Consider the following 12040-nt stretch of genomic DNA (forward strand, 5'->3'; position numbering starts at 1 on the left):
TAACGACACCCTAGGAAATCTATGCCATGAGCGGTTTTCGCTACCCAATAAAAACAGCCGCCCTTTTGGCGCGTGCAAGCTACCGAGCAAAACGACATCCGAGCGTTCGCAATCTTGTGACCCATAGCCTTGATGAAAATGATGTGCAGGCACATTTTCTGGACAACGGAATCCTGTTGATCCCGGGGTCAAATTCGCCGATTGATTATCTAAAGTTCAATCTGCGCGTCCTGAATATTGGCGGGACAAAATACAAACTGGCGCACGATGCCACCGACAAAGGCCATAGCGGCACGGTATGGCATCAGGGCTTTCTTGCGCATGCCAAACACATCTTCGATTGGGTGCGCGCCGAAAACCTGAAGCCCAAATTTATCATCGGACATTCCCTTGGGGCCGCCGCGACACAAATCCTATGCAAAAGCTATAAGGTCCATGGCATCGCCTTTGCCGCGCCGCGTCCGCGCAAACATCGCGGGCAAATCGCAGCGGATAAATACTGCCTGTGCATCAATCGCAAAGAAGACGCCGTTTGCGGACTTGTGCCGCGTTTCAACCATCTTGGGCAGGTTCAGTTGCTTTCAAGCCGGTCAGGTTGGGGCATGCGCCACCACATGAAGCACTACCAAAAGTTGGTGGATGAATTTCAGGCAAATGGTACCTTGCCGGAATCCTGGGGCGGTTAAAGCATTGCAGGCACGACAAGATCGGGCGGACGGTGCCCATCATCGAAGGTCTTGATATTCAACAAAACCTTTTCACCCATCTCGGCGCGACCCTCTTGCGTAGCGGACCCCATATGGGGCAACAGCACCACGTTGTTCAATTCGCGCAAACGCGGGTTGATGTCGACACCGCGTTCAAACACATCCAGGCCCGCGCCCGCAATCATGCCTTCGCGCAGCATGCGGGTCAGGGCATTTTCATCAATCACTTCGCCGCGGCTGGTGTTCACGATAACCGATGATGGCTTCATGAGTTTGAGACGACGCGCATTCATCAAATGAAAGGTCGATGGCGTATGCGGACAGTTGATCGACAAAATGTCCATGCGTGCCACCATCTGATCAAGGCTTTCCCAATAGGTTGCCTCCAGCTCGGTCTCGATTTCAGGGCGCAGGCGTTGGCGATTGTGATAATGGATTTGCATGCCAAAGGCTTTGGCCCGCCGCGCCACGGCTTGTCCGATCCGCCCCATGCCCAAAATGCCCAGACGCCGCCCGCCGACCCGACCGCCAAGCAAGGCTGTCGGCGACCAACCTGACCAATCCCCCGACTGCATCATCGCCAGACCTTCGGGCATGCGCCGCGTCACCGCAAGGATCAACGCCATGGTCATATCCGCGGTATCATCAGTCAGCACGCCGGGCGTGTTACTGACCAAAATGCCCCGCTGTCTTGCGGTTGCGACATCAATATGATCAACCCCGGCCCCGTAATTGGCAATCAGCTTCAACCGGTTCCCCGCCTGCGCCAAGACAGAGGCATCCAGCGTATCGGTGATGGTCGGCACCAAAACATCGGCCGCTTTCATTGCTTCGATCATTTGCGTCTTGGTCATAGGGACGTCAGTTTCGCGCAGTTGCACGTCGAACAATTCGGTCATTCGGGTTTCAACCGCCTCGGGCAACCGTCGCGTAACAACAACACTCAAACGTTCTCGTGGCATATCGGCGCTCCCATCCCTTGCCAAACACATTGGCTTTCCAGCAAAGTGACGCACGAGCGCACAAGGCACAAGACCTTGGCGCAGGTAAATGAGGATTGAGGGTTATGTCAGCAGCTCGCACCGTCTTGGGCGTTCTTTTTCTTTTGTTTTGTGCGCAAATGACCTTGGCTGAGACTGTCAAGGGGCCTGTCACAGGGCTGCCGATGCCGCGCTATGTTTCGCTCAAGGCCAGTGAAGGAAACGTGCGGCGTGGTCCATCGCTGACCCACCGTGTTGACTGGGTCTTCAAGCATCGCGATATGCCCCTGCGGATCACCGCAGAACATGGTCACTGGCGGCGCGTTGAAGACCGCGAGGGTGTCGGAGGCTGGCTGCATTACTCGTTGCTGTCCGGCAAGCGGACCGTGATTGTCGAACAAGACATGCTGGAGCTGCGTGCAAAACCGACCTTGGCAAGCCCTGTTAACGCGCAGCTGGAACTGGGTGTTGTTGCACGTCTGGGTGAATGTGATCCCGAATGGTGCCGCCTGAGTGCGCAAGGCTATCGTGGGTGGGCTAAAAAGGACGTGCTTTGGGGCGTAAAACCGGGCGAGTTGCGGGACTAAACCACCTCGCCTGCGTCCAGCTTATCCAGAAATACACCTGCCTCACGGATAACCGTTTCGCGTCGCTGATCGTCCATCTTATCCCAAACGCGATACATCTGCCCCATACGCGGGTTGTTGGAAAACGTCTCGCGGTGGCGCACCAAAAAATCCCAGTAAAGCAGGTTGAAGGGGCAAGCGCCCTCCCCTGTTTTTTTACTCACTTTATAGGCGCAGGTTTTGCAATGATCCGACATCTTGTTGATGTAACTTCCGCTTGAGACATAGGGTTTGCTTGCAATAATTCCGCCGTCGGCGAATTGACTCATTCCGACGGTGTTCGGCGCCTCGACCCATTCAAAGGCATCGGCATAGACTGCCAGATACCATTCATGAACCTCATGCGGATCCACACCTGCCAAAAGCGCGAAATTGCCCGTCACCATCAGGCGTTGGATGTGATGGGCGTAGGCCTCTTCCTTGGTTTGTTCGACGGCTTTGGACAGGCAATTCATTTGCGTCTGCCCGCCCCAGTAGAGCGCAGGCAGCGCGCGATCGGCTTTCAGAAAATTGCGCTTGGGATAGTCTGGCCCTTCCAGAAAGTAGATGCCGCGCACATATTCACGCCAGCCAATGATCTGGCGGATAAAGCCTTCCACCGCGTTGATCGGGGCTTTGCCTTGCTGATAGGCCACCTCGGCCGCCTGACAGACTTCCAAAGGATCCAGCAGGCCTGCGTTGATATAAAAACTGATCAAACCGTGGTATAAAAAGCGGTTGTCGTTCAGCATCGCATCTTGAAAGTCACCGAACTTGGAAAGCCCCTGCGCGATAAAGTGATCAAGCTGCTCAAGTGCTTGTGCGCGGGTCACACCAAACCAAAAGGGGCGTAAATCCCCAAAAGAATTGTCAAACCGCGCCTCAACCAGATCAAGGACCTCGCGCGTCACTTCATCGGGTTCAAACCGAAGTGGTCCCTCAAAGGTCACCTCGTCGGGGGCAGGCTTGCGGTTGTCATGGTCGAAATTCCATTTGTCACCAACAGGTTTGTCCCCGTCCATCAAAAGGCCCGTTTTGCGGCGCATCTCGCGATAGAAATACTCCATCCGCAACTGTTTGCGGCCCTCTGCCCAGTCTTCGAACATCTTGTGGCTTGCAATAAAGCGCGTATCGGGCAGCACCGTCATCTCCAGCGGGCAATCCTCAAGCGCGGCGATCAATCGCCATTCGCCGCATTCGGTTGTCAAAACCTGTGTCGCACCATGCTGGTCCGCGCGGCGCAGCAGCTCGCCTGTGATCGAGCCACTGTTCTCCGGGTCATCCAATGTGGTGTAGTCAACGGTCCAACCCCCTTGGCGCAATTCATCTGCGAAATGACGCATGGCGCTGAACAGGAACGCAATCTTTTTGGGGTGATGGCGCACGTAGGTAGCCTCTTCGGACACCTCGGCCATGACAACGATGTCTTTTTCCTGATCTGCCTCTGCCAAGGCCGAAAGGCCCTTGGACAGCTGATCCCCCAACACCAAAACCAAACGCGTCACCACGGCACCTCCGCCCCTGACCAATCAAAGAACTTACCTGTTTGCGAGGGCCCAAGCCCTGCCATCACGCGGATCAGGTTTTGCGCCGCTTCATTAGCGGGGACCGATTTATGGCGACCCACATATTTTTCCGTGAACGGCGTTTGAACGGTGCCGGGATGCAAGGCAACGATAGCGGCTTGCTTATGGGTGCGATTCGCCTCTATCGCCGCGGTATGAACAATTTGGTTTACCGCCGCCTTCGCCGCGCGGTAGGAATACCAGCCACCGATACCGTTATCGCCAATGCTACCCACACGGGCAGACAAGACTGCGAAAACCGCAGGTCTGTCCTTGGCCAGCAATCCCAAACCGTGTTTCAGGCACATGGCGGGACCAATGGTGTTTACATCGAATTGGGTGCGCATTGCATCAGCGGTCAAAGCCTTAATACTCTTTTCGGGCTCAAAGCCCCCCGCCGTCAACGCGCCTGTTGCGACCATGATTAAATCAAAATCACCCTCAAGCGGCTGCAATGCGGCCTTTACGGACGTTTCGTTTGTTATATCCAAGCCATCGCCGGATCGCGATATGCCCGTGGTCGTTACGCCTTGCTGCGAAAGCGCGGTTTGAATGGCCGATCCAATGCCCCCGGACGCGCCGATAATAAGTGCTTTTGTCATGCCCCATGAGCTAGCCCAAGAAACAGGCGTTCAAGTTCGGGCGACAGAAAAAGACGCGATACTGATTTCGCCTCGTCACAGAGATTCTCAAATCATCGCCCAAAACGCGGCTTAATCCGTTCTTACCAAGAACAGAGCCTAGGCGCGGCGCCTAAATTTCATTCAGCCCCAACCCAGAACGATTAATTTATAGGCATCCACCCGCATCGCGCATCTCTGCGGTGCAGCATGACCTTGCGCCAACGGCTCTCTTAACGCGCTTCTATGGCCGACGACGCGCGCTGCACAACGTCGCCGCGCAGCGTCAGAGACTGTCAGTTATGGAGAGAGACAGATGAAAAAACTACTTTTGGGAACAGTTGCAATCTTTGCTGCGACAGCCGCGCAAGCGCAGGATTGCGCCGATCCGATCAAGGTTGGCGTTCTACACTCACTGTCTGGCACGATGGCGATTTCCGAGACCACCTTGAAAGACACCGTCGAGATGCTGGTCGATCAACAAAACGCAGCAGGCGGCCTTTTGGGATGCGAGATCGAAGCCGTTGTGGTTGACCCCGCCTCGGACTGGCCGCTCTTTGCAGAAAAAGCCCGCGAATTGCTGACCGTCGAAGAGGTCGATGTGATCTTCGGCTCATGGACATCGGTATCGCGCAAATCGGCGCTGCCCGTGCTGGAAGAATTGAACGGTTTGATGTTCTACCCCGTACAATATGAGGGCGAAGAATCCTCCAAAAATGTGTTTTACACAGGTGCCGCCCCCAACCAACAAGCGATCCCCGCGGTCGACTATTTCCTTGAGGAATTGGGCATTGAACGCTTTGCCCTTCTTGGGACCGATTATGTTTATCCCCGCACCACCAACAACATCCTCGAAGCCTATCTGGCGGATGCCGGTATTGCCGAGGACGATATTTTTGTGAACTACACACCGTTTGGCCATTCTGATTGGGCAACGATTGTGTCTGATGTGGTGGCAATGGGTGAAGAAGGCCGCCCCGTTGGCGTGATTTCCACAATCAACGGTGATGCAAACGTGGGCTTTTACAAAGAGCTGGCCGCACAGGGTGTATCGGCAGAAGACATCCCCGTCGTCGCTTTCTCGGTCGGGGAAGAAGAACTGTCTGGCTTGGACACCTCTGATCTGGTCGGGCACCTCGCAGCCTGGAACTACTTCCAATCGGCTGAAACCGACGCCAACGCAGCCTTTATCGCCGCATGGAAAGAGCGCATGGGCGCCGACCGTGTCACCAACGACCCGATGGAGGCCCACTATATCGGCTTCAACATGTGGGTGAATGCCGTCAAAGACGCAGGCACAACGGATGTGGACGCAGTACGCGACGCGATGTATGGTCAGGAATTCCCGAACCTGACAGGTGGCACGGCCGTGATGCTGCCAAACCATCACCTCGCCAAGCCCGTGTTGATCGGCGAGATTACCGCAGATGGTCAGTTCGACATCATCAGCCAGACGGCCGAAGTGCCCGGCGATGCCTGGACAGACCACCTGCCAGATTCAGCTGTGCTGACATCCAACTGGCCTGAGCTTGGCTGTGGGATGTACAACACCGAAACACAAAGCTGCGTTCAGATTCAGTCCAACTACTGATCCATTCGGCCGATACCAACGCGCCGGGCCGACCTTGGCCCGGCGCTTTCTTTCTTTGCACCCGAAGGGGTACTCCAGTGCTTCGCATCCTCCTTTTGCTTGTTGTGTTTTTTGCAACCCCGCTGGTTGCGCAAACCTACGGACCTCTTCAGACGGCGCTTCAGGCGCAGCCCGAATTGGTTGAACGCGCATCACGCCGATCCGTTGGTGAAGTTCTTGACCGACTGGCCGAAACAGGCGCGCCAAACCTGCAAGCCTTTCTTGAGGCCTGGACGGATCGCCGCGTCGTTCTGCTGGAGGCTGAGGGCACCTTCTTTATTGGTGCCCGGGATGGCGACACATACCAACTCACTGACATTGATACGGGGCAGACAAGCGTTGCCCCGCGCGACGCTGTAAAAGAGCTGCGCCCAAACGCAGGCGTGCGCCGCGTGATTGGCACGGCGTTGATTGAATTTCAGCTCAGCGACCCGCGCCGTGAAGCGCGGATTGCGGCGCTTACGGCATTGGAGCGCAACGGATCTGCGGCATTGCTTGAACCTTTGCGCACCTCCATGACAGATGAGGCCGACGCAGAAGTTGCCGCGATGAAATCTGCACTGGAGCGGCGGCTAACGGCCCGCTTTGATCCCGATCCGTCAGCGCGGATCACGGCTATTCAGGCGCTCTCCGACAGCATCACCATTGAAGACCGCGCCACCCTTTCGCGCATCTTGGCGTCCAGCCTTGTTGTGGCACAAAGCGCACCGCCTGAGAGCGATAATGTCGCCCGTGTTCTGACGCCCATCGACGACCTACCGCTTGCACAGGCCCATGCCCTTTTGGTTGATGCAGGATTGACAGAAGCGCCGATCACGCGCGAAGACCGTGATACGGCCCTGATTGCCGCCATTGAAAACGACACCGTCGCAGGCATCCCCGTGACCTCTCTTGATAACGAAGATGCTCGTTGGGCGGCCTATGGCGCTTTGACAAATACGGCGCCCGCCCTGGAAGGTTGGGGCGCGATCCCGATGTCCGACTTTGAAGGCATCGTCATTTATGAACGCTACGCGGAACCCAACGCAGAAATCACGCAGGCCGCAGAAATCGCCTCGGCGGCTGTCGAAACGCGCCTGGCCCTCCATCAAACCGCTGATCTGGGACTGGACGCGTTGTCGCTTGCCTCAATCTACTTTCTTGCCGCTGTTGGCCTTGCCGTCACTTTTGGCGTCATGGGCGTGATCAATATGGCGCATGGGGAATTCATCATGATCGGGGCCTACACCGGTTATGTCGTCCAGACGATCATCCCCGATTACACCGTCTCCCTCATCGTTGCGCTTCCGCTTGCTTTTGTGGTCGCAGGTGCTGCGGGCGTCGCACTTGAACGGCTTGTTATCCGCCACTTGATGCACCGTCCGCTTGAAACACTTTTGGCAACCTTTGGTATTTCGATCGCGCTTCAGCAAATCGCCAAGAACATCTTTGGCACCCAAGCGCGTCCGCTGACATCACCTGATTGGCTTGCCGGTTCATGGGTGATTTCGGATGCGATCTCTATTTCGTGGATCAGGGTTGCGATTTTCCTTTTGGCCCTCGTCTTTCTGACGGCCATTGTGCTGGTTCTGAAACGCACGCGGCTTGGGCTTGAGGTCCGCGCCGTTACGCAAAATCCCGGCATGGCTGCCAGCATGGGAATTGATCCTGGCCGAATTGGCATGCTGACATTCGGCTTGGGTTCGGGCATCGCGGGTGTCGCGGGTGTCGCCATTGGCCTTTATGCGCAGGTGACATCAGAAATGGGTGCAGGTTACATCGTGCAGAGCTTTATGACCGTCGTTGTTGGCGGTGTAGGCTCGGTGATCGGCACTCTGGCTGGCGCGGGTCTTATCGGCGGAATGCAAAAAGGGATCGAGTTTCTCAACCCGTCAAATACCCTTGCCGCCCAAACATATATGATCCTTTTCGTGATCGCCTTCATCCAGTTCAGACCCCGCGGGATCGTGCCGCAAAAAGGACGGTTCGCAAAATGACCCTTCTTCGTATTCCTCATGTTGCAACCGTTTTGGTTTGTCTGGCGATTGTCACCATCGGCGCGACTGTGCTGGCCGAAGCGGGGCTGGTCTCAACCTCCTTTGTCAAAACACTGGGCAAGACGCTTTGCCTGTGTCTGGTCGCTGTCGCGATGGACCTTGTCTGGGGCTACACAGGCATCCTGAGCCTTGGGCATATGGCATTTTTCGGGATCGGCGGATACAGCATTGGCATGTGGTTGATGCGCGCGCGCACCGAAGGGATTGTCGCAACGCAGCTTGAACGCGCAGCCCTGCCGCCAACGCCTGCGGAAATTGACCAAGCCGCTGCACTACAGATTTTTGGGGTTGTCGGATCGGATGAATTTCCTTGGATGTGGGCGTTTTCGGATGTGCTGTTCGTTCAACTTCTGGCGGTCGTCGCGGTTCCGGGGTTGCTGGCACTTGTGTTCGGCTGGCTTGCCTTTCGCAGCCGTGTGACGGGGGTGTATCTGTCAATCCTGACCCAAGCTGGCACGCTTGCGCTATCGCTTTGGCTTTTTCAAAATGACAGCGGCCTGCGCGGCAACAATGGGCTGTCGGGCCTTCAGAACATCCCGGGCGCCGAAGGGGTGCCCCAAAGCACAGTTTCGCTGTGGTTTCTTTGGGCCTCTGCCGTGGCACTGGGGCTGACCTATGTGCTTGCGGCTTGGGTCGTGACTGACCGCTTCGGATCGGTTCTGCGGGCAATCCGCGACGATGAAACACGTGTGCGTTTTCTTGGCTATAATGTTGAGGCCTATAAGCTAGCGGTCTTCACAGGCACCGCAATGCTGGCGGGCATTGCAGGTGCGCTATACTATCCGCAGGCGGGCATCATTAACCCTGCCGAAATCGCACCAATCGCATCTATTTACCTTGCCGTTTGGGTGGCGATCGGCGGGCGTGGTCGCCTTTATGGCGCGATCCTTGGGGCTGCTGCCGTGTCGTTGCTGTCGTCTTGGTTTACAGGCGGCGGGGCGCCAGACATTGATCTGGGCATTTATACCGTTCTTTGGACCGACTGGTGGCTGGTTCTGCTCGGGTTTGGTTTTGTTGCCGTCACACTTTTTGCTCCCGAAGGCATCGGCGGCTTGTTTGACCGTATTGCGCGGCCAAAACGGGTCGGTGATCTGGGGCCAGACGCAGGCGCTTTGCGGCAAGAAGAAGCACGGGGGGAAAAGGTATGAGTGCTCTACTGGAAGTGTCAGGCGTGACAAAAACCTTTGACGGGTTCCGCGCCATCGACAATCTGTCGTTCTCGATCTCAGAGCCTGAAATGCGTGCAGTGATCGGGCCGAACGGCGCGGGCAAAACCACCTTCATGGATATCGTCACGGGCAAGACACGGCCTGATACTGGCACTGTGCGTTGGGGCGAGACATCAACCGATCTGACCCGATTGTCCGAAGCACGCATCGCGCGGCTTGGACTGGGACGGAAGTTCCAAAAACCCACCGTATTTGAAGATCAGACGGTGCGCGAAAATCTGCGTCTCGCCCTTAAAGGGGCACGTGGACCTGTGCCTGTGCTGTTCAAACGCCGCGCACGTGCAGATCAGATCGCGGCATTGGCCGACCAGGTGGGCCTGTCTGATGCGCTGAACATCAAGTCAGGTGCGCTTTCGCATGGACAAAAACAGTGGTTGGAAATCGGGATGTTGCTGGCGCAGGAACCCCGCCTTTTGCTGGTCGACGAGCCCGCAGCAGGGATGACCACAGCCGAACGCGAAAAGACCACCGCGATGTTGGTTGAAGCCGCGAAAACGCGGGCTGTTGTCGTGGTCGAACATGACATGGAATTCGTAAGGCGCCTGAATTGTCGCGTGACGGTTTTGCATGAGGGTCGGGTGTTGGCCGAAGGCTCGCTGGATCACGTAACAGCCAACCCGCAAGTGATCGATGTCTATCTGGGACGCGACGAAGGGGACAGCAATGCTTGAAGCACGACACCTGACGCTGGCCTACGGTGGGTCTGTCATTTTACCGGGCCTGGATTTTGAGGCGCGTGTGGGCGAAGTTACCGCCGTGATGGGGCTGAATGGTGTTGGGAAAACCTCGCTTTTGTCCGCCCTTGCAGGGCGCCATCCGTCAGGCGGCGAAGTGCGGCTCAATGATGTGCCACTGGCCACAGGCGCGCGCGCCAGATCACGCGCAGGCATCGCCTATGTCCCCCAAGGGCGCGAGGTCTTTCCACTTTTGACGGTGCAAGAAAACCTTGAAACGGGTTTTGCCTGCCTTCCCCGTGCAGAGCGCGAAATCCCAGATCATATTTATGAGCTGTTTCCCATCCTTCGAGAGATGCGCGCAAGACGTGGCGGCGACCTTTCAGGGGGCCAACAACAACAGCTCGCTATCGCACGTGCCTTGATCACCCGCCCGCGGGTGTTGCTGCTGGATGAACCGACCGAAGGGATCCAGCCGTCGATCATCGCAGATATCGGTCGGGTAATTACAGGGCTGCGCGAGGCAGGTGATATGGCGATTGTACTGGTTGAACAGAGGTTCGATTTTGCATGGAAACTGGCTGACCGCATCGTGGCTATGCAAAGGGGCGAAATCATCCACAACGACACACGCGCCGCATCGGATCGGGCAAAAGTGCTATCTTTGGTATCCGTGTAAACCACCGGATTCGCAGTTGCCTGTTTTTTACGCATCACGCCTTACAATTATGCAAGCCCTGCAAGCCCGTCTACCATAGCCGCCCTCGTCGCCAGCCAAGGCTGTTGAACCCCCGAGCACCGTGATTGAAGCAGGACACAGCCAGTCATTTTTCGTGAGCCGCCATCACCATCCAGACCCATATCACCCCCAAACAGGGCAATGCCCGCCAACCACGCGCTTTGGGGGGCGGGATCGTTCGTGTTACGGCTGATGATGATGGGCGCACGCGTTTAGGCACGTTGCGACAATCGGGTGCCACAAAGCTCGTCTTCCCCCGACAAACCGCCAAAGATATCGAAGCCATCCTGATCAATACCGCTGGTGGCGTCACAGGCGGCGACCGGTTTGAATTGGACGCGACTGTGCAAACAGGTGCCGAACTCTCGATCACAACACAGGCGGCCGAACGCGCGTATCGGGCGCAATCAGACGAAGTTGGCCGCATCACAACAAGGCTATGTGTTGAACGCCGCGCACGTTTGAACTGGCTCCCACAAGAAATGATCCTTTTTGAAGGATCCGCGCTTACCCGCACGCTTGACATCGAGCTGGCTTCTGATGCCGAGCTTTTGATGGTCGAACCCGTCGTCTTTGGCCGTGCCGCAATGGGCGAAACACTGCATGACATCACCTTTCGCGACCGCATCACCATCAACCGCGAGGGCAAGCCGCTCTATCTGGATGCGGTTCATATCTGTGGCGATGCTGCCAGTTTGATGGCACGGTCTGCGCTCGCCAAGGGCTGCAGTGCAATGGCCAGTGTGGTTCTGGTTTGCCCCGATGCAGCCACACGGCTTGCCAAGATACGCAGCCTTTTACCACCGACTGCGGGCGCAAGCCTGTTGGCGGAAGATACACTCGTCGTGCGTCATCTGGCGCAAGACAGTTTTCTGTTGCGCCGTGATCTGGTGCCGACCCTTGAGGCGATGTCCAATCGCCCCCTTCCAACCTCATGGAGACTATGACCCATGCAATTGACCCCACGTGAAAAAGACAAATTGCTGATCGCAATGGCAGCCGAGGTTGCGCGCAAGCGGCTTGCACGCGGTGTAAAGCTGAACCACCCCGAAGCCATAGCCCTGATCACCGAAGCAGTGGTCGAAGGGGCCCGCGACGGCAGGTCGGTCGCGGATATGATGGAAGCTGGCGGCCATGTGGTCACCCGCGCACAATGCATGGACGGCGTTGCCGATATGATCCACGACGTGCAGGTCGAAGCGACATTTCCCGATGGCACAAAACTTGTTACCGTTCACAACCCAATCAGGTAAGG

12 protein-coding genes are annotated in these 12040 nt (G+C 56.6%); 9 read left to right on the forward strand and 3 right to left on the reverse strand.

All coding sequences use genetic code 11. The annotated features are described in order from the left end of the window. Window positions 1-26: 26 nt before the first annotated feature. Window positions 27-686: a hypothetical protein gene (locus tag L1065_RS05285; protein WP_237094386.1), complete on the forward strand. Its 660-nt coding sequence runs from the start codon at window positions 27-29 to the stop codon at window positions 684-686. Here L1065_RS05285 and L1065_RS05290 read toward each other — a convergent pair. Continuing rightward, entirely contained in the window at window positions 683-1669 is a 987-nt protein-coding gene (locus tag L1065_RS05290) for a D-glycerate dehydrogenase (protein ID WP_237094387.1), read from the reverse strand. The genes L1065_RS05285 and L1065_RS05290 overlap by 4 nt on opposite strands. A gap of 158 nt (window positions 1670-1827) precedes the next feature. Here L1065_RS05290 and L1065_RS05295 point away from each other — a divergent pair, with 158 nt between their 5' ends. Beyond that, a complete protein-coding gene (locus L1065_RS05295; RefSeq protein WP_237094550.1) occupies window positions 1828-2274 on the forward strand; it encodes an SH3 domain-containing protein in 447 nt (148 codons plus the stop codon). On the opposite strand, the gene L1065_RS05300 is transcribed toward L1065_RS05295, so the two are convergent. Further along, window positions 2271-3800, reverse strand: a complete 1530-nt coding sequence (locus L1065_RS05300) for a cryptochrome/photolyase family protein (RefSeq protein ID WP_370641140.1) — start codon at window positions 3798-3800, stop codon at window positions 2271-2273. The two genes, L1065_RS05295 and L1065_RS05300, sit on opposite strands and share 4 nt — an antisense overlap. After that, the gene (locus tag L1065_RS05305) at window positions 3794-4459 is read right to left on the reverse strand and encodes an SDR family NAD(P)-dependent oxidoreductase (protein WP_237094389.1); all 666 of its coding nucleotides are present in this window, start codon (window positions 4457-4459) and stop codon (window positions 3794-3796) included. The genes L1065_RS05300 and L1065_RS05305 overlap by 7 nt, the downstream gene beginning before the upstream one ends. 334 nt (window positions 4460-4793) lie before the next feature. On the opposite strand from L1065_RS05305, the gene urtA reads away from it, so the two are divergent. From urtA to L1065_RS05340, 7 genes are all read left to right on the forward strand, one after another. Next, complete coding sequence (gene urtA, locus L1065_RS05310; RefSeq protein ID WP_237094390.1) at window positions 4794-6068, forward strand: urea ABC transporter substrate-binding protein; 1275 nt, start codon at window positions 4794-4796, stop codon at window positions 6066-6068. Between the two features lie 77 nt (window positions 6069-6145). After that, window positions 6146-8083, forward strand: a complete 1938-nt coding sequence (gene urtB / locus L1065_RS05315; RefSeq protein ID WP_237094391.1) for an urea ABC transporter permease subunit UrtB — start codon at window positions 6146-6148, stop codon at window positions 8081-8083. Next, the gene (gene urtC / locus L1065_RS05320; RefSeq protein WP_237094392.1) at window positions 8080-9291 is read left to right on the forward strand and encodes an urea ABC transporter permease subunit UrtC; all 1212 of its coding nucleotides are present in this window, start codon (window positions 8080-8082) and stop codon (window positions 9289-9291) included. Before urtB ends, urtC begins: the two co-directional genes overlap by 4 nt. Next, window positions 9288-10043 carry an urea ABC transporter ATP-binding protein UrtD gene (gene urtD, locus L1065_RS05325; RefSeq protein WP_237094393.1) on the forward strand — a complete coding sequence of 252 codons (756 nt, stop codon included), beginning with the start codon at window positions 9288-9290 and terminating at the stop codon, window positions 10041-10043. Before urtC ends, urtD begins: the two co-directional genes overlap by 4 nt. Then, window positions 10036-10725, forward strand: a complete 690-nt coding sequence (urtE, locus tag L1065_RS05330) for an urea ABC transporter ATP-binding subunit UrtE (protein WP_237094394.1) — start codon at window positions 10036-10038, stop codon at window positions 10723-10725. The genes urtD and urtE overlap by 8 nt, the downstream gene beginning before the upstream one ends. A gap of 221 nt (window positions 10726-10946) precedes the next feature. Further along, a complete protein-coding gene (locus L1065_RS05335; protein WP_237094395.1) occupies window positions 10947-11732 on the forward strand; it encodes an urease accessory protein UreD in 786 nt (261 codons plus the stop codon). A 3-nt stretch (window positions 11733-11735) separates the two neighbouring features. After that, window positions 11736-12038 (forward strand): urease subunit gamma, encoded by a 303-nt coding sequence (locus L1065_RS05340; RefSeq protein WP_237094396.1) that lies wholly within the window; start codon window positions 11736-11738, stop codon window positions 12036-12038. Window positions 12039-12040 lie beyond the last annotated feature (2 nt).

The sequence above is a fragment of the Nereida sp. MMG025 genome, assembly GCF_021654165.1.
GTDB lineage: Bacteria > Pseudomonadota > Alphaproteobacteria > Rhodobacterales > Rhodobacteraceae > Nereida.

Excerpts from the sequence above, each read along its gene's own strand:
- urtA (WP_237094390.1), top strand. The coding sequence starts at position 4,794 with ATGAAAAAACTACTTTTGGGAACAGTTGCAATCTTTGCTGCGACAGCC.
- L1065_RS05305 (WP_237094389.1), bottom strand. The coding sequence starts at position 4,459 with ATGACAAAAGCACTTATTATCGGCGCGTCCGGGGGCATTGGATCGGCC.
- L1065_RS05290 (WP_237094387.1), bottom strand. The coding sequence starts at position 1,669 with ATGCCACGAGAACGTTTGAGTGTTGTTGTTACGCGACGGTTGCCCGAG.
- urtD (WP_237094393.1), top strand. The coding sequence starts at position 9,288 with ATGAGTGCTCTACTGGAAGTGTCAGGCGTGACAAAAACCTTTGACGGG.
- L1065_RS05285 (WP_237094386.1), top strand. The coding sequence starts at position 27 with ATGAGCGGTTTTCGCTACCCAATAAAAACAGCCGCCCTTTTGGCGCGT.
- urtC (WP_237094392.1), top strand. The coding sequence starts at position 8,080 with ATGACCCTTCTTCGTATTCCTCATGTTGCAACCGTTTTGGTTTGTCTG.
- L1065_RS05295 (WP_237094550.1), top strand. The coding sequence starts at position 1,828 with ATGACCTTGGCTGAGACTGTCAAGGGGCCTGTCACAGGGCTGCCGATG.
- L1065_RS05340 (WP_237094396.1), top strand. The coding sequence starts at position 11,736 with ATGCAATTGACCCCACGTGAAAAAGACAAATTGCTGATCGCAATGGCA.
- urtE (WP_237094394.1), top strand. The coding sequence starts at position 10,036 with ATGCTTGAAGCACGACACCTGACGCTGGCCTACGGTGGGTCTGTCATT.